Genomic DNA, 24,665 nt, shown 5'->3' on the forward strand with positions numbered 1-24,665 from the left:
AATGTTCTTGCGCCGCACTGCTGTCCTGTCCGCCGCCGCTCTGCTCACCGTGGGCCTGGCCGCCTGCTCGTCGGGCGGTGACGGGGACAAGCTGGTGATCTCCGCGTCCACCACCCCGCACGTGGAGATCCTCGAGCACATCGCCGACTCCGGCGCCCTCGGCGACGTCACCCTCGACATCAAGCCGGTCACCGGCGAGATCGACCCCAACGAGCTGCTCGTCGCCGGTGACGTGAAGGTCAACTACTTCCAGCACGCCCCGTACCTCGCGGACTGGCAGAAGCAGAAGGGCGTGGACGATCTCGTCGCGGTCGCCGACGTCCACCTCGAGCCGATGGGCCTGTACTCGGAGAAGGTCACCGCGGTCGACCAGATCGCCGACGGGTCGACCATCGCGCTGCCCAAGGACACCACCAACTTCTCGCGCGGGCTGTACCTGCTCGAGTCCGCCGGTCTGATCGAGATGGACGTGCCGTTCGCCGACGCCAACCTGTCGGTCGTGACGCAGAAGAACATCAAGGCCAACCCGAAGAACCTGAAGTTCGTCGAGATCGAGCGCTCGCAGATCGCCCGCAACCTGGGCGACCCGCAGATCACCGCGGCGATCATCAACTCGAACTACGCGCTCGAGGCCGGCCTGAATCCGACCGCGGACTCCCTCATCGCGGAGAAGGCGGAGGGCAACCCGTTCGCGAACCTGCTCGTCGTCCGCGCCGCCGACGAGAACGATCCCGGCGTCAAGGCCCTCGCCGAGGCCCTCGAGTCGCCGGAGACCGCCGCCTGGATCCAGGAGAACTACTCCGGCGCCGTCATCCCGGTCCACGCGGGCAGCTGATGATCACCGTCGAGAACCTGGTCAAGACCTTCCCCGCAGCTGCCGGCGCGGGGAAGGTCTCGGCTCTGCGCGGCATCGACCTCGAGATCGCCGACGGCGAGATCTTCGGCATCGTCGGGCCGTCGGGCGCCGGTAAATCGACGCTGCTGCGATGCCTGAACCTGCTCGAGCGTCCCACCAGCGGACGCATCGTGCTCCGCGGCGACGACGTCTCGCAGCTGACCGGTGCCGGTCAGCGGCAGGCACGTCGCCGCATCGGCACCGTGTTCCAACAGTTCAACCTGCTGCACTCGCGGACCGTCCGGGCCAACATCGAGTTTCCGCTCGAACTGGCCGGACTTGACCGCAAGCAGCGCCGGGCCCGCGCCGACGAACTGATCGAGCTGGTCGGTCTCGCCGGCAAGGAGAAGTCGTTCCCGTCGCAGCTGTCGGGTGGTCAGCAGCAGCGTGTGGGCATCGCCCGTGCCCTGGCGTCGGAGCCCGACGTGCTGCTGTGTGACGAGGCGACCAGTGCGCTCGACCCCGACACCACCGATCAGGTGCTGGATCTGCTCGCCGAACTGAACCGCAGGCTCGGCGTCACAGTCGTGCTCATCACCCACGAACTGGGGGTGCTGCGCCGGATCTGCACCTCCGCAGCCCGGCTCGAGGACGGCCGGATCGCGGAGACCGGACGGATCCTCGACCTGGTCGGAACGCCCGGCTCGGTGCTCGGCGCGGCGATCGTCCCGGTCGGGGACGACCCGTCCGTGGGCGACGACGCCGATACCGCGATGGTCACCACGATCGGTGACGACGCGCACGGCCCGTGGCTCGCGCAACTCGTCCGCAAGCTGGACGTCGACATCTCCGTCGTCGGCGGTCGCGTCGAACAGGTCTCCGGTGTCACGGTCGGCCGACTGCGTCTGCGTTTCGGTCCCGATGTGAACCGGGCCGACGTCGAGGCGTTCGTGGAGACACAGCCGGGTACCACCCTGGCATGGGGTGCACGACCGGAAACGACCGGCGCAGTGGCGCAGGGGGCAACCGCATGAACAAGCTGACCTGGACCGACTCGCTCCCCGAGGTGTGGGAGGCGACGCAGGAAACCCTGTACATGGTGGGAATCTCGTTCGTGCTCACGGTGATCGGCGGCGTCGTCCTCGGCGTGGTGCTGCACGTGACCTCGCCGAGCGGACTGTGGCCGCAGCGCGCCGTCAACGCGGTGCTCGGCGCCATCGTCAACGTCTTCCGTTCACTGCCGTTCCTGATCCTGATGATCGCGCTGATCGGCCTGACACGGCTGATCGTCGGCACCGCGATCGGTCCGACCGCCGCGATCGTGCCGCTGACGATCGGCGCGATCCCGTTCTATGCGCGGGTCGTCGAATCCGCCCTGCGTGAGGTACCCGTCGGCCGGGTCGAGGCCGCGCAGGTGATGGGCGCGAGCAACGGTCAGATCGTCCGAAAAGTGTTGCTGCCGGAGTCGGTTTCGGCGTTGGTCGCCGGCGCGACCCTGACCGTGGTGCTGCTCGTCGGGTACTCGGCGATGGCCGGTGTCATCGGTGGCGGCGGACTGGGCGACTTCGCGATCGTCTACGGCTACCAGCGGTTCAACACGCCGGTACTGCTGGTGGCGGTCGTCGTGCTCATCGTCCTGGTGCAGATCCTGCAGTCCATCGGCGACGGTATCGTCCGGGCACTGAAGCACCGCAAGTAGGCGTCGGCTCCGATCGTGGAGCGTTCCTTCCGCCGGGCGAGAGGAATCCTCCACGATCGGCGGCGTCGCGATCAGGGGGCGCCGGAGAGCGAGTAGACGACGTACTTGTCGCCCCACTTCAGGAAGGCGCTGGTCGTCGCCTGACCACGGATCTCGTCGTTCTGCCACTGGTAGACGGGGTGCCCGGGCGGCAGGGATCCGACCCGTTCGAGGGTGTAGCGATCGAGGTGACCCGGTGGGTACCGCCCGTCGACGTCCTCACGACTGAGTGGCGGCAACCGGCCCTGCACGTAGGTTCGATCCAGGGACGTGATTCGTTCCGGCGGCGCAAAGACATTGACGCTGTGGTAGACGAAAGCCAGATAAAGATAGACCGCCGCGACGGCGGTCACGAGCACCGCCGCGCCGATCTTCGACGCGCGACGAACCAGCAATGGCATGGCACACGATAACAATGGTCGAGAAGCGGCCCGGCGCCACGGGCGCGACGACGTCTTCTGCTCCGGCGTCCCTGCCTTGCTGTGTCAGATCCCCGCGGTCAGTTCGACCCGAGGGAGGCGCTCGATCCGCTGGATCCGACGGACCCGCTCGACCCGCTCGATCCGCTCGACCCGAGGGAGCCGCTGGACCCGAGGGATCCCGTGGACGCGGGCCCGCACCGTGGATCGCCCGATCCGGGCTCGCACTGGAACACCGTGGCGATGAAGTCGACTGCGTCCGCCTCGTTGGCGTACATGCTGCCGATGTGATCGGCCGGATACACCTCGAACTCCGGGAAGGTGCCGGCCAGACCCATGTCCGCGACGAGCTTGATCGTCAACGGCAGTGGCACGGTGAGGTCTTCGGCTCCCTGCGCGATCATCAGCGGCCGGTCGTATCCGGAGGTCGGCACCTGCAGGTAGTCGCGCAACGCGGCCATCAGTGCCGGTTCGTTGAGGGAACGCGAAAGCATCTGGCCCACAGAAATATTCGCGGACAGTCGGGAGAACTCCCGATAGGGTAGCTCCGGTGCCGCGTCGACCAGGGTGCGTCCGATCGGCGTCAGATAGCTGTTCACGTCGAGCTCGGGATGGATGTCGCGGAACCCGGCGATCACGAAGGTCATGAAGTTGGTGAGCCCGGCGAGGCCCTCCGGCGGAAAGCCCGGTCCGGCCAGCGGGGCGATCGTCTCGATGTTCGACGGCACGCCGACGGCGACCGCGCCCACGTAGTCCAACTCGGGTGCGTATCGGGTGGCGGCGTGCGCGGTGAACACCGCGGCCTGCCCGCCCTCGGACAGGCCGACGACCGCCCACCGCGGTGAGAGCCGGTCGTCGACGGCGCGGGCCGCACGCACCGAGTCGATCACACTGTGCGCCGCGGACTTCCCCTCCAGATAGGGCGGGACGCCGGGGGTGCCGAGCCCGATGTAGTCGGTGGCCGCCACGGCATAGCCACGACTGAGCCAGTTCGACACGTAGCGACTGCTCCCGGAGTCGACACCGTTGCGTGACGGGGCGTCCGCGTCGGAATTGCCGATGGTTCCGTGTGCCCAGGCGATGACCGGCCAGCCGCCCGACGGCGGCGGACCGGCCGGGACGAACACCATTCCGGTGGAGGGCGTCCGGCCGGTCGGGCCTGTGGTCACATAGGTGATCCGGTACGCGGCGCCCGTACCCGGTAGCCAGAACTCCTGCGGCAGTGGGGCCGACTCGACGACGGTCCCGGGATCGTCCAGGGCCGGCGCCGCGACCGGCGTCGCCTGCACGGACGAAACCGTGGGAGTGATGATCTGCGGTGCAACGGCGATCAGGGCGATGGCGATCGCAGTGCCGATGCGGCGGCCGAGTCCGGTGCTCGTCATCCGCGGAATCTAGCTCAGCGCCAACACTCGTCGCGGTGATTCGCAGGAACCGGGAGGTAGGTGCGGGTTCCGATCGTGAAGGATTCCTCTCCGATTCCTCTCGGACTCCGAGGGGAATCCTTCACGATCCGACGAGCGTCGACGACTCAGATGTCGAGGCCGAGGAGCGCGTTCTCGACGACCTCGGGCATCGCCGGGTGGATCCAGTACTGGCCGGTGGCCATGTCCTGCGCCGACAGGCCGAAGCTCATGGCCTGGATCAGCGGCTGGATGACGGTCGGGGCCTGTGCGCCGATGACGTGCGCGCCGAGCAGGCGTCCGGTGCCGCGTTCGGCGATCACCTTGCAGAAGCCCTCGTCGTCCTCCATCGCCCAGCCGTACGCGACGTCGCCGTAGTTCTGCACCTTGACGGTGATGTCGAGGCCGGCCTCGCGGGCCTGCTCCTCGGTCATGCCGACGTCGGCGATCTGCGGGTCGGTGAACACCGCCGCGGGCACGAACCGGTGGTCGGTCCGGCGCAAACGTGAGATCGGGTGGACCGCAGTGTCGTTCCAGGCGTCGTGCAGCAGATTGTGCTGGACGACGCGCATCTCGTGGTTCGCGACGTGCTTGAGCTGGTACGGCGACGACACGTCCCCGAGCGCGAACACGCCCTCCGCGGTGGTGCGCTGGAACTCGTCGACGATGACCCGTCCGTTGTCGTCGACGGCCACCCCGCCGTGCGCCGCGTCGAGCAGGTCCCCGTTGGGGGTGCGGCCGACGGCGACCAGCAGTTCGTCGCCGGCGACGACGGTGCCGTCGGCCAGTTCGATCTCGATGCCGCCCCCGGCCGGCCGGGCCGCGACCATCGGGTTGCTCAGGTGGACGTCCCACTTGCGGTGGGCCAGTTCCGTGAACCAGTCCGAGACGTCCCGGTCCAGGTGACGCAGCAGGCGCTCGCTGCGGCCGATGATCGACACCTGGACGCCGAGCGCCGAGAACACGTGCGCGAACTCCGCGGCGATGAAGCCGGATCCGAGGATCACCAGACGCTCCGGCAGTTCGGGCAGGCGCATGATGTCGTCGTTGGTGTGGAAGCGGACTCCGCCGTCGAGGATCTCCTGCGGGATCGTCGGCCGTGAACCGGCCGCGATCACCACCTGGTCGGCGGTGATGACCTCACCCGTTCCGGTGTCGATGGTGCGGGGCCCGACGAACCGGGCGTGCCCGCGGAACACGGTCACGTTCGCGCAGTCCTCGGAGCGGTACCGCTCGCCGCCGACGGAGATCGGATCGATCCGGCCGAACACACGCTTGACGATGTCGTGCCAGCGCACGTCGTCGAGGGTCGCGTCGATCCCCAGCTTGGAGGATTCGGTGATCGTGCGGGCGACCTCGGCCGCGTAGACGTACATCTTGGTGGGGATGCAGCCCACATTGAGGCACGTGCCGCCGAACGTGCCCTCCTCCAGGATCGCGACCTTCATCCCGTCGTAGCGTTCGTCGAGGATCGAGTTGCCCGATCCGCTTCCGATGATCGCGAGGTCGAAGTGGGTATCGGGGTGGTTCACGCGGGGGCTCCGGACTCTCGGTCTGACAGGTGGTGGGCGTCGAGCCAGTCGAGCCACAGATTCACCTCGGTGAACGCGGCCGCGAGGGGCTTCTCGGTGGACAGGAACACGTCGTGGCGGGCGCCGTCGATCGGCACGATCGTGGTGCGGTTGCCGAGGCAGCCGGCCCACTTCGCGATCTGGTCGACGTCGAGGACGGCATCCGCGGCGTCGACGGCAGGGTTGTAGCGGGACGCGAAGACCGTGTTCTTCGACCTCAGGATCAGTGACGGTACCCCGATGTCGAGGCCGCGATGCAGCTGCGCGTGGCCGCGGCGGATCGCGCGCAGCCAGCCGAACGTGACGGGGAACCCGGTCAGCGGCTTCCAGTCGAGGTCGTACTCCCACGCGCCCCCCGAACCCACGTGCAGGCTCGAGCCGTACGTATCGAGCTTCTGGCCGGGGATGGGGGTCTTGCTCGACACCCGGCCCAGCGCGTCGATGGCCGCGGTGGTGCCGGCGGTGCGCAGCAGGGCCGGGCCCTGCAGGTCGAACCACGGGCTGTTGAGGATGAGACCCGCCACACCGGCACCGGCGGACCCGCCCGGCTTGCGTTCGAGTCGATCGAGCCACAACGGCACGATCAGCCCGCCCGTGGAGTGCGCGACGAGCAGGACCTGGCCGCCGCCGATCTGCTCGCGCACCACACGCAGCGCCTCGTTCAGTTCGGCGTCGTACATCCGCAGGTCGGTCACGAAGTGCGGTGTCTGACTTGGACGCCGTGACCGGCCGCATTTACGCAGGTCGAGCGCGAAAAAGGAGAATCCCTGCTCGGCGAAATGCTCGGCGAGATGCTGCTGGAAGAAGTAGTCGGTGAACCCGTGGACGTAGAGCACGGCCCGGTTCGCGGGGGTGGAGGCGGGCTGGTAGCGGACCAGTGTGGCCTCGACGTCTCCCTCCCCGTCGGGATCGGTCCCCAAAGGGATTGTCAGCTGCTGGTATCCATCGCCGAGGACGTCGGGAGCCCAAGTAGTCACCATCACACTCTATTGGGCGAACAGAGTCGTTTGCGAGGGGCACAATTGGGGGAGGTGACGCACAGGTAACCTAAGCGCCACAGGCGCGCGAATTGCGGTCTGTGCACGTGATGCCTTCAGTGGATTCGGTCGTCGGTTTCGGAACTCCGGTGACAGCGAGGATTCTGCGCCGGCGATGCGTGCGAACAGGTCGCGTGTGAACAGACAAGGAAGTCGATTCTCCAGTGTCAGAGCAGAACGTAGTGGCGAAGACCGATGTAGTGCTCGTCGGAGCGGGCATCATGAGCGCAACGCTCGGCGCGATCCTGCGCCAGGTGCAGCCTGACTGGTCGATCACCACCTTCGAGCGACTCGACGCCGCTGCCGCCGAGAGCAGCGACCCGTGGAACAACGCGGGCACCGGCCACTCCGCGCTGTGTGAGCTCAACTACACGCCCGCGAAGTCCGACGGCACCGTCGACATCACCAAGGCGATCAACGTCAACGAGCAGTTCCAGGTCTCCCGCCAGTTCTGGGCGCACGCCGTCGACACCGGGGTCCTCACCGATCCCCAGGAGTTCGTCAACCCGATCCCGCATGTGAGCTTCGTGCACGGCGCCGACAACGTGAAGTACCTGCGCGCGCGCTACGACGCGCTCGCCGGGCACCCGCTGTTCGCCGGCATGGAGTACTCCGAGTCGGAGGACTTCTTCACCGAGCGCCTGCCGCTGATGGCCAAGGGGCGTGACTTCTCCGATCCGGTCGCGCTCAACTGGACCGAGTCCGGCACCGACGTCGACTTCGGTGCGCTCACCAAGCAGCTGCTGAACTACGTCGCCTCCTCCGGCGGCACCGTCCACTTCGGCCACGAGGTCCGCAACCTCACCAAGCAGTCCGACGGCAGCTGGATCGTCAAGGTCGAGAACCTGCGCACCGGTGCGAAGAAGACCGTCAACGCCAAGTTCGTGTTCGTCGGCGCCGGTGGCGGCGCGCTGCACCTGCTGCAGAAGTCGGGCATCAAGGAGGCCAAGGGCTTCGGCGGTTTCCCGGTCAGCGGCCAGTTCCTGCGCTGCACCAACCCCGAGCTGATCGACCAGCATCGGGCCAAGGTGTACGGCAAGGCGGCCGTCGGTGCGCCCCCGATGTCGGTGCCGCACCTCGACACCCGTGTGATCAACGGCAAGCCGGGCCTGCTGTTCGGCCCCTACGCCGGCTGGTCGCCCAAGTTCCTCAAGCAGGGCAAGATCACCGACCTGCCCGGCTCGGTCAAGCCGAACAACCTGATGTCGATGCTCGGTGTCGGCCTCACCGAGATGAGCCTCACCAAGTACCTCATCGGTGAGCTCATGCAGTCGCCCGCCGACCGCATCGGCACCCTCGGCGAGTTCGTGCCGAAGGCGGTCGGCAAGGACTGGGAGCTGATCACGGCCGGTCAGCGCGTCCAGGTGATCCGCAAGAAGGGCAACGGCGGCGTCCTCGAGTTCGGCACCGCCGTGGTCAACGCCGAGGACGGCACCATTGCCGGTCTGCTCGGTGCCTCGCCCGGCGCCTCCACTGCCGTGCCGGCGATGCTGGATGTCCTGCAGCGCTGCTTCCCGCGCGAGTTCGCGGCGTGGAAGCCGAAGCTGCAGGAGATGGTCCCGTCGCTGGGCCTGAAGCTGTCCGACAACGCCGACCTGTTCCAGCAGGTCTGGGACTGGAGCACGCGCTCGCTGCAGCTCGGCGGTGCCCCCGCGACCGTCCCGGCGCACGCCGCGCCGGCGGTCGAGTCCGCGTCCGTCTGACGATCGCACCGCATCCACACACATCCACAAACACCAACTGCCGCGGCCCGGAGGAAACTCCGGGCCGCGGCAGTGTGTCGTATCAGGTGTGCGGCGGCGTGCTGCCGGTGTCCGCACGGTAGGGTGCTGCTGAGAAACGTCTGCGGGGAAGTCCTGTGAGAATCAGGCGCGGTCCCGCCACTGTGAGGGTGCTCGATCCGAGCGACCCCGAAGCCAGAATGCCGCAACGTTTCGCACCGCCAAGCTCTCGGCGAGGAAACCGAGACGTGAAGGGATTCGATCGTTGCGTCACAGTCATGACCTGGCAGCTCACGAGCCTGCCGGCTTCCCGTTCAGTGCCGTCGTCGGACAGGATCGCCTGCGCCTGGCGCTGACCCTGTGCGCCGTCCACCCCGGTATCGGGGGTGTGCTGGTCCGCGGCGAGAAGGGCACCGCCAAGTCGACCGTCGTGCGTGCGCTCACCGCGTTGCTGCCCGAGATCGAGCACGTGGGGGAGCGTCGCCGGGCCCGGCTCGTCGAACTCCCCGTCGGTGCCACCGAGGACCGGGTCGTCGGATCGCTCGATCTCGAGAAGGTGCTCCGCGACGGCGAGCGCGCCTTCCAGCCGGGGCTGCTCGCGGACGCGCACCAGGGCGTGCTGTACGTCGACGAGGTCAACCTGCTGCACGACCACCTGGTGGACGTGCTGCTCGATGCCGCCGCGATGGGCCGCGTCCACATCGAACGGGACGGGGTCTCGCACTCGCACCCGGCGAAGTTCGTGCTCGTCGGCACCATGAACCCCGAGGAAGGGGAGCTGCGCCCGCAGCTGCTGGACCGGTTCGGGCTCGCGGTGGACGTGGCCGCGTCCCGCGACGTCGACGTGCGCATGGAGGTGGTGCGCCGCCGCCTCGACTACGAGCGTGACCCCGACGCGTTCGCCGCCCGCTACGCCGAGCAGGACGAGGAACTGGCCCGTCGGATCGCGCACGCCCGCGGCCGCATCGACGACATCGAGCTGTCCGACGGTGAACTGCGCCGGATCGCGTCGCTGTGCGCCTCGTTCGATGTCGACGGCATGCGCGCCGATCTGGTTCTCGCTCGCACCGCCACCGCGCACGCCGCCTGGCGGGGTGCCGCCGCGGTCGCCGAGGAAGACGTGCGGGTGGCCGCGGAACTTGCTCTGCCGCACCGGCGTCGGCGGGATCCCTTCGACGAGCCTGGACTCGACCAGCAGCAACTCGACGACGCGATGACGCAGGCCGATGCCGACGTCAAGGCGCACGAGGAGCCCGAGCCCGACCCCGATCCGGACGGGCCCGGTGGCGGCGGCTCCCCGTCGGACCCGGATCCGGAGCCGCAGTCCCCGGCGGGGGATTCGACCTCGGAGTCGCCCGAACAGGATTCGCCCGCACCGGGATCCGGTCCGGGGGCCGAGCGCAGCGCAGGTGCGCCGGGCCCGCAGTTCCGGACCCGGATGCTCGAGATTCCCGGCGTCGGCGACGGCGCTCCCGGCCGACGGTCCCGCTCCCGCTCCACCCGCGGCCGCACCGTCCGGACCACCACCGAGCCCGGACACGGTCTGCATCTGGTGGGCACGCTGTTCGCCGCTGCCGAACACCAGACCGATCGCGGGCGGTGGGACGGTCCGATGCGGTTGGCGCCCAGTGACATTCGCGGTGCGATCCGGGAGGGGCGCGAGGGCAACCTGGTGCTGTTCGTCGTCGACGCGTCCGGGTCGATGGCAGCGCGGGACCGGCTGTCCGCGGTGACCGGTGCGGTGGTGTCGTTGCTGCGCGACGCCTACCAGCGGCGCGACAAGGTCGCCGTCGTCACGGTCCGCGGCCGCGAGGCCGAACTGGTGCTGCCTCCGACGTCGTCGGTGGATGTCGCCGTCCGTCGACTGCGGGCGATGAAGACCGGAGGCAAGTCGCCGCTCGCGGAGGGTTTCCTGCGTGCCCGCGAGGTGGTGCTGCGCGAACGCGTCCGGGATCCGAAGCGCCGCGCGCTGGTGGTGTCCCTGACGGACGGTCGCGCCACCGGCACCTCGGACGCCGTCCGGCGGGCCAAGCGCGCTGCCGCGATGCTCGCCGACACCGGTGCGGCCTCGATCGTGGTGGATTGCGAGACCGGCATGGTCCGGCTCGGTCTGGCCGCCGAGCTGGCGCGGGACCTGCGCGGCGGCTGCGTGCGTCTGGCCGAACTGTCGGCGCAGCAGGTCGCGGGTGTCGTCCGCGCCGCCGCCTGAACCTCACAGCCAGAGAAAGGGATTCATCATGCCCAAGGGCGTACCCGAGAACGTGCCCGTGGACGGGCTGACCACCCGGCAGCGCCGCAACCAGCCGGTCCTGGCGGTGCACACCGGCCCCGGTAAGGGGAAGTCGACGGCCGCGTTCGGCATGGCGCTGCGCGCGTGGAACCAGGGCTTCGACGTCGGTGTGTTCCAGTTCGTCAAGAGCGCGAAGTGGAAGGTGGGCGAGGAGGCGGCGTTCCGCGCGCTCGGCGAGTTGCACGCGACCAGCGGCGTCGGTGGCGCGGTGGAGTGGCACAAGATGGGCGAGGGCTGGTCGTGGACCCGGAAGCAGGGTTCCGAGGAGGACCACGCCGCCGCGGCGGCCGAGGGCTGGCAGGAGATCGCCCGTCGGCTCGCGGCCGAGACGCATCGCTTCTACGTGCTCGACGAGTTCACCTATCCGCTCAAGTGGGGCTGGGTGGACACGGAGGAAGTTGTCGAGGTCCTTCGTAACCGGCCCGGCAACCAGCACGTCGTGATCACCGGCCGGGACGCCCCGCAGGCGCTGATCGAGGCCGCGGACCTGGTCACCGAGATGACCAAGATCAAGCATCCGATGGACGCCGGCCGCAAGGGCCAGCGCGGCATCGAGTGGTGAGGTCCACTCCCGCAGTCGTGATCGCGGCCCCGGCGTCGGGTAGCGGCAAGACCACCGTCGCGACCGGACTGGTCGGGGCGCTGCGGTCCGCGGGGGACCGGGTCGCTCCGTTCAAGGTGGGGCCCGACTACATCGACCCCGGCTACCACGCTCTCGCCGCGGGCAGGCCGGGCCGCAACCTCGACACCGTCCTGGTGGGCGCCGACCGGGTCGGGCCGCTGTTCCGGCACGGCAGCGACGACTGCGACATCGCGGTGGTCGAGGGCGTCATGGGACTGTTCGACGGCAAGATCGACCCCGGGTCGACCGAGCCGTCGGCGGAGGGGTCCACCGCGCAGGTCGCCGCCGCGCTGGGTGCTCCCGTCGTCCTGGTGATCGACGCCCGCGGCCACAGTCAGAGTCTCGCCGCCGTGCTGCACGGCTTCTCGACGTACGACGCCGCGGTGCGGATCGGCGGGGTGATCCTCAACCGGGTCGGCAGTGCCCGGCACGAGCAGGTGCTGCGGCAGGCGTGCGAGCGGGTGGGCCTGCCGGTGCTGGGGTCGGTGCCGCGCCTGGCCGAACTCGAGGTGCCGTCCCGGCACCTCGGTCTGGTGCCGGCCGTCGAACACGGCCGGGCCGCGCTCGACGCGGTCGGCGCGATGACGGAACTGGCGGCGGCGCACCTGGACCTGGACGCCATCCGCGCGCTCGCGCGCTCGTCGGTCGACACGCCCGCCTGGGACCCGGTGAGCGAGGTCGGTCCGGTGGCCGCCGGATCGCGGCCGATGATCGCGCTGGCCGGTGGCGTCGCGTTCACGTTCGGTTACGCCGAGCACCGTGAACTGCTCGAGGCGGCGGGCGCCGACGTCGTCACCTTCGACCCGCTTCTCGACGAACTGCCCTCCGGGACTGCCGGACTGGTGCTGCCCGGCGGCTTCCCGGAGGAGCATGCCGTGGCGCTGTCGTCGAATGTTGCACTACTGCAGCAGGTCCGGAAGCTGGCCGCGGACGGCGCTCCGATCCACGCGGAGTGTGCGGGGCTGCTGTACCTGGCCCGGAGCCTCGACGGGCATCCGATGGCCGGGGTGGTCGACGTCGACGCGCGGTTCGGGTCCCGGCTCACCCTCGGCTACCGCGAGGCGGTAGCGCTGACCGAGTCGACGCTGTTCGCCGCCGGTACCCGGGTGACGGGCCACGAGTTCCACCGCACGTCCCTGACGACCGACACCGCCACCGGAACCGGTCCGGCGTGGGGCTGGCGGGCGTGGGACGCCGGGGCCACCCGTGAGGGGTTCGTCGGTGGACCGTCGGGCGCCGTGCACGCGTCGTACCTGCACACCCATCCCGCCGGCAACCCGGGATCCGTGCGCCGATTCGTCGAGGCCGCGCATGGGTGAGCTGTGCGTGGGGGTGGGGGCCGGCAGCCGAGTGGGCGCCGCGGACATCGTCGCCGCAGTCCTCGAGACGTGCGGCGAGGAACCGGTGCGCGTGCTCGCCACGCTCGACCGGAGAGCGGCGCAGGATCCTTTCGTCGACGCCGCCGAGGTGCTCGGGGCCACGCTCGTCGGGTACCCCGCCGATCGGCTGGCCGCGGTGCCGGTGCCGAATCCGGCGGACGGGGTGGCGGGGGCGGTGGGGACGCCGAGCGTCGCCGAGGCCGCCGCGGTCCTCGCCGCGGACGGCGGGCGTCTGGTCCTGCCGAAGCGGGTCGCGAATGGCGTCACCGTCGCCGCTGCCCGTAATGTTCCGTGATCTGTCATGTATCGGGATCAGCCGAGATGAAGAACAATCCGCAATTCGAGAAACAGGGAGTACGCAGTGTCTGCTGTCGCCGGTGACGAGACCAGCTACCTGGTCGGACTCAACCTGACGGACCGTCGGGTCGTGGTGGTCGGGGGCGGTACGGTCGCGCAGCGCCGGCTCGGTCTGCTGATCGCGTCCGGGGCCCGCGTGCACCTCGTCAGCCGCGAGGTCACGCCCGCGGTCGAGGGCATGGCCACCGCCGGTCAGATCACGCTCGAGTTGCGTGACTACACCGACGGTGACCTCGACGGCGCGTGGTACGCCATCGCCTGCACCGACGAGCCCGAGACCAACGCCGCGATCGTCGCGGAGGCCGAGCGCCGACGCGTGTTCTGTGTGCGCGCCGACAGCGCCCGCGAGGGTACGGCCGTCACCCCGGCCACCGGAATGTTCGACGGGCTGTCCATCGGTGTCCTCGCGGGCGGTGCGCACCGCCGCTCGGCCGCCGTGCGGACCGCGCTGGTCGAGGCGTTGCAGTCCGGCACCGTCTCCGACACCGACGAGGCACCCACCCCCGGTGTCGCGCTGGTCGGTGGCGGACCGGGCGACCCCGATCTCATCACCGTGCGCGGACGCCGCCTGCTCGCCCGCGCCGACGTCGTCGTCGCCGACCGCCTCGCTCCGCCGGAGTTGCTGGCCGAACTCGGCCCGCACGTCGAGGTGATCGACGCCGCGAAGATCCCGTACGGCCGCGCCATGGCGCAGGAGGCGATCAACACCGCCCTCATCGAGGGCGCGAAGGCCGGCAAGTTCGTGGTCCGGCTCAAGGGCGGCGACCCGTACGTGTTCGGCCGCGGCTTCGAGGAACTCGAGGCGTGCGCGGCCGCGGGGGTTCCGGTGACCGTCGTCCCGGGCATCACCAGCGCGATCTCGGTGCCGTCGGCGGCCGGGATCCCCGTCACCCACCGCGGGGTCACGCACGAATTCGTCGTCGTCAGCGGACACGTCGCGCCCGACCACCCGGATTCGCTGACCGACTGGTCGGCGCTGGCCCGGCTGCGCGGCACCATCGTGATCCTCATGGGCGTCGAACGGATCGAGAAGTTCGCCACCGCGCTCGCCGAAGGTGGCCGCCCGTCCGACACCCCGGTCACGGTCGTCCAGGAGGGCACGCTGCGCACCCAGCGGGTGCTGCGCGCCGACCTGGCGACCGTCGCGTCCCGGGTGCGGGAGGAGAACATCCGCCCGCCGGCGATCGTCGTGATCGGTCCGGTCGCCGGGTTTTCCGCCGACCCTCGGTAACGTGAACTCTTGTGTCTGACTCCACCGTCGTGAAGTACCCCGTGACCACGCGGGCGTTCGGCCTCGCGATCATCGTCCTCAGCGGCATGCAGCTGATGATGGTGCTCGACGGCACCGTCGCCTCGCTCGCGCTCGCCAAGATCCAGGAAGACCTGGGGCTCAGCGATTCCGGGCGGAACTGGGTGATCACGTCGTACGCGCTCACCTACGGCGGCCTGATGCTGCTCGGCGGCCGGCTGGGCGACTCGTTCGGCCGCAAACGGGTCTTCATCGCGGGCGTCGCGGTGTTCACGATCACGTCGCTGCTGTGCGGGGTGGCCGTCAACGAGGCCACCCTCGTCGCGGCCCGTGCCCTGCAGGGCGTCGGCGCCGCGATCGCCTCACCGACCGCGCTTGCGCTGGTGGCCACCACGTTCGCCCCCGGACCGGTGCGCAACCAGGCGATCGCGATCTTCGCGGCGATGACGGGCGTCGGCTCGGTCGCCGGCCTGATCATCGGCGGCGCGCTCACCGAGGTGTCGTGGCGGTGGATCTTCCTCATCAACGTGCCGATCGGCCTGGTGATCCTGGTGTTCGCGTTCCGCGCGCTGACCGAGACCGGGGCCGAGCGGCTCAAGCTGGACGTGCCGGGGGCGATCCTCGCGACCCTGGGTTGTGCCGCCGTCGTCTTCGGATTCACCGAGGGCCCCGAGATGGGCTGGGGCAGCCCGCTCGTGCTCACCGGGCTGATCGGCGGGCTGGGACTGCTGGTGGCCTTCCTCGCGGTCGAGCGGCGCGCCGAGAACCCGCTGCTGCCGTTCTCGCTGTTCCGTGACCGCAGTCGCGTCGCGACCTTCGTCTCCATCGCCCTCGTCGGCATGGTGATGTTCTCGCTGGCCCCGTTCGTCGCGCTGTTCGTCCAGGACATCCTCGGATACACGCCGCTGCACGCGGGTCTCGCGTTCGTGCCGTTCGCGTTCGGCCTCGGTGCCGCGGCCTTCGTCGCCTCCAAGCTCGCGGTGAAGGTGCAGGCCCGCTGGCTCGTCGTGACGGGCATGGTCATCACGTTCGTAGGCCTGCTGTACGGGTCCACTCTCGACGCCGCCGCCACCTACGTCGGCAACCTGTTCCTTCTCGTGGTCGCGGTCGGCTTCGGCGTCGGCCTCGCGGTGGTGCCGCTGCCGCTGTGCGCGATCGCCGGTGTCGGCCCGCACGAGATCGGCCCGCTGGCCGCGATCGCGCAGGTCGCGCAGACACTGTTCGGGCCCGTCGGGTTGGCGATCGTCGGCGCCATGGCCACGTCGAAGACCCTGTCGCTCGGAGGGATTTCCGGTGTCGCGGTGCACATGACGCCGGAGCAGCTGTCCGCGCTCAGCGAGGGCTACACGTTCGCGCTCCTCGGCTGCGCCGTCCTCGCCCTCCTCGCGGGCGTGGCCGCCCTGTTCATCAGGTTCACTCCCGGACAGGTGGCGCAGGCACAGGCCGCGGAGAAGGCCGCCCAGGAGGTGTAGGCGACGGCGGGCGCGTAGCGCCCGAAATGTCCTGGCTGAACGGTCCGCTGCCCCGTAACGTGCTTTCGGTGCTGCTCACTCTGACCGCCACCGCCACGGACGACGTCCCGGACGCCTCGGACCTCGGCCACCTGCTGCACAAGCACCCTGATCGGGTGCAGACATTCGAGTTGTCCGTGGGCACCGCGACCGTGCTCTACCCGGAGTCGACCCAGGCGCGCTGCACCGCGGCGCTGCTTCTCGACGTCGATCCCATCGAACTCGCACGCAGCAGGTTCCGCCGCGGCACTGACGGATTCGCCCTGGGCCAGTACGTCAACGACCGCCCGTACGCGGGGTCGTCGATGCTGGCGGTCGCCCTCTCGCGGGTGTTCAAGTCGGCGCTGGCGGGCGTCTGCAAGACGCGACCGGAACTTGCCGAGGCCGCGCTGCCGCTGCGGATCACGATCCCGGCGATGCCGGCCCGCGGCGGTGCCGATCTGCCCGGCCGACTCTTCGGCCCCCTCGGCTGGGACGTGACGGCGGCTCCGCTGCCCCTCGACGAGACCATTCCGCAGTGGGGTGACGCCGACTACGTGCGCCTCGAGCTGACGGGAGTCTCGACGCTGTCGTCCGCCCTGCGGCACCTGTACGTGCTGCTGCCGGTACTCGACGACGTCAAGCACTACTGGGTGGGCGAGGACGAGGCAGACAAGCTGGTTCGGATGGCCGGCGAATGGCTCGCCGGGCACCCCGAGGCCGAGCCGATCGCATCGCGATATCTCGCGCACAGGCGGGACTTGGTGTCGTCGGTGGTCGATCGACTGGCCGAAGACGACGGCGCGGCAGAGCGGGACGCCGACGCCCCCGCACCCGATACGAGCCTGGCGCAGCTGCGCCAGGACACGGTGCTGGCGACTCTCGAGAAGCTCGGTGCGGCCCGCGTCGTGGATCTGGGCTGCGGCGAGGGGCGACTGCTACGAGCCCTGGTGGCCCGACCGTCGTTCACCAGGATCGTCGGCGTCGACGTCAGCGACCGGGCCCTCCGCAGGGCGGAGCGCCGCCTCGGCCTCGACGAGATGTCGGACGCCCAGCGGGAACGCATCACGGTGCTGCAGTCCTCGGCCACCTACCGCGACGCCCGGTTGCGCGGCTTCGATGCCGTGGTGCTGATGGAGGTCGTCGAGCACATCGACGAGCCGCGACTGCCGGCGCTGGTGCAGTCGGTGTTCGGTGACATGCGGCCCCGGACGGTGCTGGTGACGACCCCCAATGCGGAGTACAACGTGCTCTACCCGGGCCTCGGGGCCGGCGGATTCCGGCATCCGGATCACCGGTTCGAGTACACGCGGACACAGTTCGAGACCTGGGCGGCGGAAATCGCGGCCACGCACGGCTACGACGTGCAGTTCACGGGGATCGGTGAGCCCGACGACAGCCACGGCGCGCCCACCCAGATGGCCGAATTCATCCGAAAGGCGGACTCGTAGATGAGTCTCGTCGAGATTCCCGAACCGTCGTTGGTGGTACTCGTCGGGATCAGCGGATCCGGCAAGTCCTCGTTCGCTGCCCGGCACTTCGGGCCCTACGAGGTGATCTCCAGCGACCACTGCCGGGGGCTCGTCAGTGACGACCCGAATGCGCAGGCCGCGACCGCCGACGCGTTCGAGGTGCTCGAGTTTATCGCGGCCAAGCGCCTGCGCGCGGGCAAGCTGACCGTCGTCGACGCGACCAGCGTCCAACCGGCGGCCCGGAAGAAGCTGGTCGATCTGGCCCGCAGCCACGATGCGCTTCCGGTGGCGATCGTCCTGGACGTCCCGGAGCCGGTGTGTGCCGAGCGCAACGCGGCCCGCGGAGACCGGGCCTTCGATCGCGCCGTGCTGCGGCGTCAGCACCAGCAACTGAGCCGGTCGCTGCGCGGACTCTCCCGTGAGGGTTTCCGGGTCGTGCACGTGCTCGACGGCGTGGACGAGGTCGAGTCGGCTCGAATCGTCCGGCAGCCCCTGCGCAGCGACCGCCGCGACCTGACCGGGCCGTTCGATGTGATCGGTGACGTGCACGGCTGCCTCGGCGAGCTCGAAACACTGCTGGGCGCACTGGGATACACGGTGCTGCGCGACGACCTGGGGCGGGCGGTGGACGCGGTTCCGCCGACCGGCCGGACCGCGGTCTTCGTGGGCGACTACGTCGACCGGGGTCCGGACTCGCCCGGTGTGCTCCGGTTGGTCATGGGCATGGTCGCCGCCGGCCATGCGCTCGGTGTGCCCGGGAACCACGAGAACAAACTGGTCAAGGCATTGCGCGGCAGGAAGGTCAGCGTCACGCACGGTCTCGAACGCACCCTCGAACAGTTGGCCGGTGAGACCGAGGAGTTCCGCAGACAGGTCGTGGACTTCTGCGACGGACTGGTCGCGCACCTCGTCCTCGACGGCGGCCGACTGGTCGTCGCGCACGCCGGACTCAAGGAGGAATACCACAACCGCGCGTCGGGCCGGGTGCGCAGCTTCGCGCTCTACGGCGAGACGACCGGGGAGACAGACGAGTTCGGGTTCCCGGTGCGCTATCCCTGGGCCGAGGACTATCGGGGTGAGGCAATCGTGCTCTACGGGCACACCCCGGTCCCGGAGGTGCGTTGGATCAACCGCACCGCCTGCCTCGACACCGGATGCGTCTTCGGTGGCGCACTCACCGCGATGAGATATCCGGAACGCGAAGTGGTGTCGGTGCCGGCCGAGCGGGAGTGGTACCGACCGGTGAAGCCGCTGCACCGGTCGGAGCCGGATCCGCAGGCCCTCGACATCGACGACATCCTCCGGATCGGGGGAGTGGAGACCTCGACTCGCGGGCGAATCTCGGTCCGCCCGGAGAATGCGGCCGGCGCACTCGAGGTGATGAGCCGCTACGCGGTGGATCCGCGGTGGCTCACCTATCTTCCGCCGACGATGTCGCCGTGCGCGACCTCAGCCCTTCCGGGGCTTCTCGAACATCCTGCCGAAGCCTTCGCCGCCTACCGGAAGGCGAAGGTGGACAAGGTGATCTGCGAAGAGAAGCACATGGGCTCGCGCGCCGTGGCGCTGGTGTGCCGCGACGCGTCCGTGGCCGCGGAACGCTTCGGCGTCGGCGACGGGCTGTCGGGGATGGTGCACACCCGCACCGGTCGGCGCATGTTCGGCGAGACACAGACAGAGTTGCTGGTCGCCAGGATCGCGGATGCCGTCGGGGCCGCCGGGCTGTGGGAGGAACTCGGCACCGACTGGGTGCTGCTCGACACCGAACTGCTGCCCTGGTCGGCGAAGTCGGAGACACTGCTGCGTTCGCAGTACGCGGCCGTCGGCGCAGCGGCGACCGCGGCCCTGTCCGCACGCGAGGCGGTGCTGGATGCCGCGTCCGGGCGGGGACTCGACGTCGATGCGCTGCTGACGGGGACCAGGTCCCGCGCCGACGACGTCGCGCGCTACGTCGACGCCTACCGGAGATACGTGTGGCCGACGGACGGGCTCGACGGGGTACGGCTCGCGCCGTTCCAGTTGCTGGCGACCGAAGGGGCGAGCTACGGCGACCGCGACCACGGTTGGCACCTCGGCCTCGCGGATCGACTCGTCGACGTCGCACCCACGCTGTTCACGACGACGCGACGGATGGTCGTGGACACGACACTTCCCGAGTCGGAGGCGGCGGGAATCGTCTGGTGGGAGGAACTGACCTCGGCGGGCGGTGAGGGCATGGTGGTCAAACCGTTCCGCAACCAGGACGGTCGTGGACGCGTGCAGCCGGGCATCAAGGTGCGCGGACGCGAGTACCTGCGACTGATCTACGGTCCGCACTACACCGAGCCGGAGAACCTGGCCCGGCTGCGGAACCGGAGCCTGGGCCACAAACAGTCGATGGCGTTGCGCGAGCACGCGCTCGGGATGGAGGCGATCGACCGGCTCATCAAGGCCGAGCCGCTGTGGAAGATCCACCAAGCGGTGTTCGCCGTCCTCGCGCTGGAGTCGGAGCCGGTGGACCCGCGGCTGTGAGCCACTGACGAGGTGTCGTCAGGTGAGGATGGTCAACTCTGCATCCGACGCGATCTCCACCCGCAGTCCCGCCTTGGCTGCGACGCGGGCCACGCCTCTGATGTCGGACGGTTCGGCGCGCGAGACGGTCAGCGCCCGCGCGAGCAGACCCTTGTGGTGCTTGTTGAAGTGGCTCACCACTTTTCGGGAGCCGTTCGGCTGCTCGGTGAGCACCGTCGCGATCAGCGCCCCGGGCACCGGGCCCAACTGCTGGTAGGTGCCCGAGCGCAGGTCGACGACGAGGCCGCCGTCGGCCTCTGCCACCAGGGCATCGGACAGTTCCGGCTTCCACAGCGACTGCAGCGTGCCGAAGCCTGGCAGCTTCGATCCACCCGACAGCCGGTACGCGGGGATCGGGTCCCCGGCCCGCACCGCGCCGAACAGGGCCGAGCCCATACCCAGCCGTCGGTACGCCTTCTCCCGCTGCACCTTCGTGAACGACTTCGCATCGAGCGCGTCGAACAGCACCCCCGTGTACCGCTCGAGCGCGGGGCGGGTGGGGGAGACCCAGAGCTTGGCGTTGCGTTCGATCTCGTCGGCCTGCTTCGGCCCCAGTCCCAACGCCAGATTCGATGCCTCGGTGTCCGCCGCGAGGTCGACGAGTGCGGCCGCGAGCATCTCGCGGGTCTCCGTCAGTTGCGGCATCGACAGTTCGCCCAGGTCGAGCGGCGCACCCTTGCCGCCGTCGGACTTGGTTTCGGAAGGGGGGAGCAGCACCAGCACAGTGGGTAACCGTACCGGTGCCGGCGACCGCAAACGGGTCTGGCCTCCGCCCCGTGGGGCGAAGGCCAGACCGCTGGGCGTTACTGGGTCAGGTCAGGCGCGACGACGCAGGGCCGTCACTGCCAGGCCGGCGGCGATGGCGCCACCGATCGCCAGCGGAGCCATCGGCAGGCCCGAGCCCGAGTCGGACTGGACGCTCGCGGCGTTCTCGATCTCCGGAGCATCGACGACGAGGTTCGCGGGGGCCGCCGGAGCGAACGTGATCGGAGTCTTGGTGTCCTGGCTGCGGTCCTGGGAACCGTGCGCCATGACGGTGTAGATCGAGCACGCGTTCACGAAGCAGTTCGATGCGCCGCTGACCGCGGTCGCGCTGATGGTGGCGGTCCAGGCACCGTTCACGATCTGAGCCTTGGTCACGAATCCGGTGGTGATCCACGCGCCGGCATTGGTCGTCGAGTACTGGTCGTCCTGGACGATGCCGTAGTACAGGCCGGTGCCGGCCGCGGCGCCCTCGAACCCGGTGCCGGACACCGTGATGGTCTCGCCCACGGTCAGGTTCGCGGTCTTGCTCGCGGTCACCGCGGGCCCGGAGGGCACGACGACCGGCGGTGCGAAGGTGACCGGCGTCGCGGTGTCCTGGCTGCGGTCGTCGGGCGTGTACCGGTCGGCGAACGTGAAGATCGAGCACGCGTTCTCGAAGCAGTTTGCGTCGCCCTTGATCGCGGTGGCCTTCACCGTGGCGGTGAAACCGCCGTCGACGATGTCGGCGGCCTTGAGCCATGCGGCGGAGTTGTAGGCCGCCATGCTCGACGTGGAGTACTTGTCGACCTGAGCGAGGCCGACGTAGACGCCCTGGCCGTCACGGCCGAAGCCGGTGCCGGTGACGGTGATGTTCTCCCCGTCCGTCAGACCGGTGGACTTCGAGACCGTCACGGCCGGGCCCGCCGGCACGACGACGGGCGCCGCGAAACTCACCGGGGTCTTGGTGTCCTGGGTGCGGTCGGGAGAACCGTGCGCGGCGACGGTGTAGATGGAGCAGGTGTTCTCGAGGCAGTTCGAGTCGCCCGCGAGAGCGGCGAGGTCGATGTCGGCGGTCCAGGCGCCGTTCACGATGTCGGTGGCGGTGAGCCACTTGGTGGTCATCCAGGCATCGGCGTCGGTGGCGGAGTACTTGCTGTCCTGGACGAGCCCGACGTAGAGGCCGGCTCCGGCGCCGGAGAAGCCGCTGCCCGTGACGGTGACGGTCTCACCGGCGGCCGCGATCCCGGTGGCCTTCGACAGCGACACAAGGGGCGTCGCCTCTCCGGGTTCCTCGGTTCCCGGGTTGCTGGAGCCGAGGCTGCCCAGCGAACCGAACGGGCTGGTCTGCGCCGCCGCGACGCCCAGCGGCAGCGTGCAGGCGACGGTGGCGGCAACCGCCACGATCGCGGACTTTGTGAACGCGCGCATGTTCCTACTTTCTGATGTGGGTCGCCGAAACGCGGCGAACGATTAGGTAACGCTAGCCTTAGTTTTGTTCGCGGTAAAGGGGTTGCTCGGACGTGGACTCCACGGCCGACGAGCTGCGAATGTGCCTGAGTCCGGGCATGTTTCGGTGAGGGCATCCGGATCGGATGCCCTCACCGAACGGGGGATGGCGCTAGGCTCGGCGGCGCAGTGCGAAGGTTGCGGCCACTGCAATTCCCGCTCCGACGACGCCGCCGACGAGCAGCGGAGCGATCCATGCGGTGCCGTCGGTGAACGCGTCGGAGAGATTGCGGATCGCCGAGGCGGTCGCGTTGTCCGAGGAGGCTGCGCCCCCGTCGCCCGAGTCGCCGCCGGCCGCGGTCAGCGCCGATTCCTCGGCCTTGTCGGCGTTGGGGGCGTTCGGGTCGTCGCCGAAGCTGACGGGAGTCTGCGTGTCCTGGCTGCGGTCACTCGAGCCGTGGGCCGCGATCGTGTAGATGGAGCACGCGTTCTTGGTGCAGTCCGAGTCACCCTTGACCGCCTGCACCTTCATGGTGGTCGACCACGCGCCATCCTTGATCCGGCTCGGCGTGATGAATGCGGTGGTCATCCAGACGCCGGCGTCGGTGGTGGAGAACTTGCTCTCCTGGATCAGCCCGACGTAGATGCCGGGCTGCGCACCGGAGAAGCCGGTGCCCGAGATGGTGATCTCGTCGCCGTCGACCTTCAGGCCCTTCGCCTTCGACAGGGTGACGGCCACGGTCTTCGCCGCGCCGGGAGCGCCGGCCGCATTCAGCACCGGAGGTGCGGTGACGGTGCCCGGAGCGACTCCGCCGACGAAGCTCACCGGCGTCTTGGTGTCCTGGCTGCGGTCCGAGGAACCGTGCGCCATGACGGTGTAGATCGAGCACGCATTCCGGATGCAGTCGAACGCGCCCTGCGTGGCGATCATCTCCACGGGGAGCGACCAGTTGCCGCCGGAGATCTGCTCCGGCTTGACGAACGCCGAGGTCATCCACACCGACGCGTCGGCGGCGGAGAACACGTTGTCCTGCACCAGACCCACGTAGAGGCCGGGTGCGGCGCCGGAGAACCCGGAGCCGGACACCGTCACGGTCTCACCGGCCGGGTTGATGTCGCTCGTCTTCGACAACGACACCGACAGGTTGCCGTTGGCCGTGAACGCGGCGCCGGGTGCGGCACCGGCGGCGCCGGGCCCCGTTGCGCCCCCACCGGTTCCAGGGCCGGTTCCGCCGCCCCCGGTGACCGGGGGCGCGGTGCCGACGAAGCTGATCGGCGTCGTGGTGTCCTGGCTGCGGTCGCTCGACCCGTGCGCGGCAAGCGTGTAGAGGGCGCACGCGTTGGCGATGCAGTCGCCGCCGGGGAACGCGCCCAGGACGTCGATCGAGGTGGAGAAGGAACCACCCGACATGTCGGATGCCTTGATGTACTGCGTGCCGTAGAAGACGGACGCGTCGGTGGCCGAGTACCGGTTCGTCTGCGCGATGCCGACGTAGATGCCCATGCCGGTGGTCGAGAACCCGCTGCCGCGAACGGTGATCGTGTCGCCGGCGGCATCGAGTCCGCTGGTCTTGCTGGCATCGACCCGGGGTCCGCTGCCCGGGGTCGGCTTGGTCGTCGTGGGCTTGGTCGTCGTCGGCGGCTTGGTCGTCGTGGTCGGCTTGGTGGTCGTGGGCGGCTTCGTCGTCGTCGTGGGCGGCACCGTGGTGGTGGGCGGCACCGTGGTGGTCGGCGGCACGGTGGTGGTCGGCGGGAGCGCCGCAAACGTCACCGAGACCCGGGTGTCCTGGCTGCGGTCCGGCGAACCGTGCGCCGCGACGGTGTAGATCGAGCAGGCGTTCTCGATGCAGTCGAAGGTGCCCTTGACTGCGGGGACGGTGATGTCGGTCGACCATGCGCCGCCCACGATGCCGGCCGACCGGATGAACTCCTGGGTCAGCCAGACGCTGCCGTCGGTGGCCGAGAACTGGTCGTCCTGGACGAGTCCGACGTAGATGCCGGCGCCCGCGCCGGAGAATCCGGTGCCCGTCACGGTGATCGTGTCACCGTCCTTCAGGCCCGTCCTCGCGGAAACGGTCGTGGACGCGGTGCCGGGGACGGCGGACGTGGTCGAGACCGTGGTGGTCGGGACGGTGGTCGAGACCGTGGTCGGAGTCGTGGTGGTCGGAGCGCTCGTGGTCGTGACCGGGGCGCCGGCCTCGGACGTGACCGGGATGCCGGAATCGGTCTGGGTGGCGGGGTCGTTGCCGCCGGTGGGTTCGGGGGCGGCGATGGCGATGCCGACCGGTGTCGTCAATGCCATGGCGACCGCTATGGTCGCGAACGCAGCTCTGCTGAACGCGCGC

19 protein-coding genes and 1 riboswitch are annotated in these 24,665 nt (G+C 69.6%); of the genes, 12 read left to right on the plus strand and 7 right to left on the minus strand.

The genetic code is table 11. The annotated features are described in order from the left end of the window. Position 1 precedes the first annotated feature (1 nt). The 3 genes from IJ15_RS0120110 to IJ15_RS0120120 are packed head-to-tail and all read left to right on the plus strand — an operon-like array spanning position 2 to position 2,534. Positions 2–835, plus strand: coding sequence for a MetQ/NlpA family ABC transporter substrate-binding protein (locus IJ15_RS0120110; protein WP_031940135.1), 834 nt, complete (start codon positions 2–4; stop codon positions 833–835). After that, positions 835–1,869, plus strand: a complete 1,035-nt coding sequence (locus tag IJ15_RS0120115) for a methionine ABC transporter ATP-binding protein (RefSeq protein WP_031940136.1) — start codon at positions 835–837, stop codon at positions 1,867–1,869. The genes IJ15_RS0120110 and IJ15_RS0120115 overlap by 1 nt, the downstream gene beginning before the upstream one ends. Continuing rightward, positions 1,866–2,534: a methionine ABC transporter permease gene (locus IJ15_RS0120120; protein WP_031940137.1), complete on the plus strand. Its 669-nt coding sequence runs from the start codon at positions 1,866–1,868 to the stop codon at positions 2,532–2,534. Before IJ15_RS0120115 ends, IJ15_RS0120120 begins: the two co-directional genes overlap by 4 nt. A gap of 71 nt (positions 2,535–2,605) precedes the next feature. Here IJ15_RS0120120 and IJ15_RS0120125 read toward each other — a convergent pair whose 3' ends face one another. The 4 genes from IJ15_RS0120125 to IJ15_RS0120140 form a co-directional block, all read right to left on the minus strand. Further along, the gene (locus IJ15_RS0120125) at positions 2,606–2,974 is read right to left on the minus strand and encodes a hypothetical protein (protein WP_031940138.1); all 369 of its coding nucleotides are present in this window, start codon (positions 2,972–2,974) and stop codon (positions 2,606–2,608) included. Positions 2,975–3,072: 98 nt separating this feature from the next. Then, a complete protein-coding gene (locus tag IJ15_RS0120130) occupies positions 3,073–4,377 on the minus strand; it encodes an alpha/beta hydrolase (protein ID WP_231569609.1) in 1,305 nt (434 codons plus the stop codon). Between the two features lie 146 nt (positions 4,378–4,523). Continuing rightward, a complete protein-coding gene (mtr, locus tag IJ15_RS0120135; RefSeq protein ID WP_031940140.1) occupies positions 4,524–5,927 on the minus strand; it encodes a mycothione reductase in 1,404 nt (467 codons plus the stop codon). Then, positions 5,924–6,943 (minus strand): alpha/beta hydrolase, encoded by a 1,020-nt coding sequence (locus IJ15_RS0120140; protein ID WP_031940141.1) that lies wholly within the window; start codon positions 6,941–6,943, stop codon positions 5,924–5,926. The genes mtr and IJ15_RS0120140 overlap by 4 nt, the downstream gene beginning before the upstream one ends. Before the next feature lie 224 nt (positions 6,944–7,167). Between IJ15_RS0120140 and mqo the strand changes: the two genes are divergently transcribed. From mqo to IJ15_RS0120185, 9 genes are all read left to right on the plus strand, one after another. Beyond that, the gene (mqo, locus tag IJ15_RS0120145; RefSeq protein ID WP_197059873.1) at positions 7,168–8,706 is read left to right on the plus strand and encodes a malate dehydrogenase (quinone); all 1,539 of its coding nucleotides are present in this window, start codon (positions 7,168–7,170) and stop codon (positions 8,704–8,706) included. A gap of 134 nt (positions 8,707–8,840) precedes the next feature. Further along, a riboswitch (adenosylcobalamin-variant (AdoCbl-variant) riboswitch) is annotated at positions 8,841–8,938 on the plus strand. 51 nt (positions 8,939–8,989) lie between these two features. After that, positions 8,990–10,933 (plus strand): VWA domain-containing protein, encoded by a 1,944-nt coding sequence (locus IJ15_RS0120150; protein ID WP_031940143.1) that lies wholly within the window; start codon positions 8,990–8,992, stop codon positions 10,931–10,933. A gap of 28 nt (positions 10,934–10,961) precedes the next feature. Then, entirely contained in the window at positions 10,962–11,576 is a 615-nt protein-coding gene (cobO, locus tag IJ15_RS0120155; protein WP_031940144.1) for a cob(I)yrinic acid a,c-diamide adenosyltransferase, read from the plus strand. Next, positions 11,573–12,955 (plus strand): cobyrinate a,c-diamide synthase, encoded by a 1,383-nt coding sequence (locus tag IJ15_RS0120160; protein ID WP_231569610.1) that lies wholly within the window; start codon positions 11,573–11,575, stop codon positions 12,953–12,955. Before cobO ends, IJ15_RS0120160 begins: the two co-directional genes overlap by 4 nt. After that, complete coding sequence (locus IJ15_RS0120165; protein ID WP_031940146.1) at positions 12,948–13,310, plus strand: cobalamin biosynthesis protein; 363 nt, start codon at positions 12,948–12,950, stop codon at positions 13,308–13,310. Before IJ15_RS0120160 ends, IJ15_RS0120165 begins: the two co-directional genes overlap by 8 nt. Positions 13,311–13,376: 66 nt before the next feature. After that, positions 13,377–14,603, plus strand: a complete 1,227-nt coding sequence (cobA, locus tag IJ15_RS0120170; protein WP_031940147.1) for a uroporphyrinogen-III C-methyltransferase — start codon at positions 13,377–13,379, stop codon at positions 14,601–14,603. A gap of 86 nt (positions 14,604–14,689) precedes the next feature. Further along, complete coding sequence (locus IJ15_RS0120175; RefSeq protein ID WP_081880841.1) at positions 14,690–16,093, plus strand: MFS transporter; 1,404 nt, start codon at positions 14,690–14,692, stop codon at positions 16,091–16,093. 68 nt (positions 16,094–16,161) lie between these two features. After that, positions 16,162–17,562 (plus strand): 3' terminal RNA ribose 2'-O-methyltransferase Hen1, encoded by a 1,401-nt coding sequence (locus IJ15_RS0120180; RefSeq protein ID WP_031940149.1) that lies wholly within the window; start codon positions 16,162–16,164, stop codon positions 17,560–17,562. Then, the gene (locus IJ15_RS0120185) at positions 17,563–20,091 is read left to right on the plus strand and encodes a polynucleotide kinase-phosphatase (RefSeq protein ID WP_031940150.1); all 2,529 of its coding nucleotides are present in this window, start codon (positions 17,563–17,565) and stop codon (positions 20,089–20,091) included. Positions 20,092–20,109: 18 nt separating this feature from the next. Here the strand turns inward: IJ15_RS0120185 and yaaA are convergent, their stop codons facing one another. The 3 genes from yaaA to IJ15_RS24930 form a co-directional block, all read right to left on the minus strand. Beyond that, positions 20,110–20,853 (minus strand): peroxide stress protein YaaA, encoded by a 744-nt coding sequence (gene yaaA / locus IJ15_RS0120190; RefSeq protein WP_031940151.1) that lies wholly within the window; start codon positions 20,851–20,853, stop codon positions 20,110–20,112. A gap of 93 nt (positions 20,854–20,946) precedes the next feature. After that, on the minus strand, positions 20,947–22,302 hold the full coding sequence (locus IJ15_RS0120195; RefSeq protein WP_031940152.1) for a hypothetical protein: 1,356 nt from the start codon (positions 22,300–22,302) through the stop codon (positions 20,947–20,949). A 190-nt stretch (positions 22,303–22,492) separates the two neighbouring features. Continuing rightward, the gene (locus IJ15_RS24930) at positions 22,493–24,622 is read right to left on the minus strand and encodes a hypothetical protein (protein ID WP_231569611.1); all 2,130 of its coding nucleotides are present in this window, start codon (positions 24,620–24,622) and stop codon (positions 22,493–22,495) included. Positions 24,623–24,665 lie beyond the last annotated feature (43 nt).

Origin of the sequence: Prescottella defluvii (genome assembly GCF_000738775.1) — a bacterium.
Classification (GTDB): Bacteria; Actinomycetota; Actinomycetes; order Mycobacteriales; family Mycobacteriaceae; genus Prescottella; species Prescottella defluvii.

Coding starts and splice junctions, on each gene's coding strand:
- IJ15_RS0120110 (WP_031940135.1), top strand. CDS start 2: ATGTTCTTGCGCCGCACTGCTGTCCTGTCCGCCGCCGCTCTGCTCACC.
- IJ15_RS0120115 (WP_031940136.1), top strand. CDS start 835: ATGATCACCGTCGAGAACCTGGTCAAGACCTTCCCCGCAGCTGCCGGC.
- IJ15_RS0120120 (WP_031940137.1), top strand. CDS start 1,866: ATGAACAAGCTGACCTGGACCGACTCGCTCCCCGAGGTGTGGGAGGCG.
- IJ15_RS0120125 (WP_031940138.1), bottom strand. CDS start 2,974: ATGCCATTGCTGGTTCGTCGCGCGTCGAAGATCGGCGCGGCGGTGCTC.
- IJ15_RS0120130 (WP_231569609.1), bottom strand. CDS start 4,377: ATGACGAGCACCGGACTCGGCCGCCGCATCGGCACTGCGATCGCCATC.
- cobO (WP_031940144.1), top strand. CDS start 10,962: ATGCCCAAGGGCGTACCCGAGAACGTGCCCGTGGACGGGCTGACCACC.
- IJ15_RS0120165 (WP_031940146.1), top strand. CDS start 12,948: ATGGGTGAGCTGTGCGTGGGGGTGGGGGCCGGCAGCCGAGTGGGCGCC.
- IJ15_RS0120175 (WP_081880841.1), top strand. CDS start 14,690: ATGCAGCTGATGATGGTGCTCGACGGCACCGTCGCCTCGCTCGCGCTC.
- IJ15_RS0120185 (WP_031940150.1), top strand. CDS start 17,563: ATGAGTCTCGTCGAGATTCCCGAACCGTCGTTGGTGGTACTCGTCGGG.
- IJ15_RS0120195 (WP_031940152.1), bottom strand. CDS start 22,302: ATGCGCGCGTTCACAAAGTCCGCGATCGTGGCGGTTGCCGCCACCGTC.
- IJ15_RS24930 (WP_231569611.1), bottom strand. CDS start 24,622: ATGGCATTGACGACACCGGTCGGCATCGCCATCGCCGCCCCCGAACCC.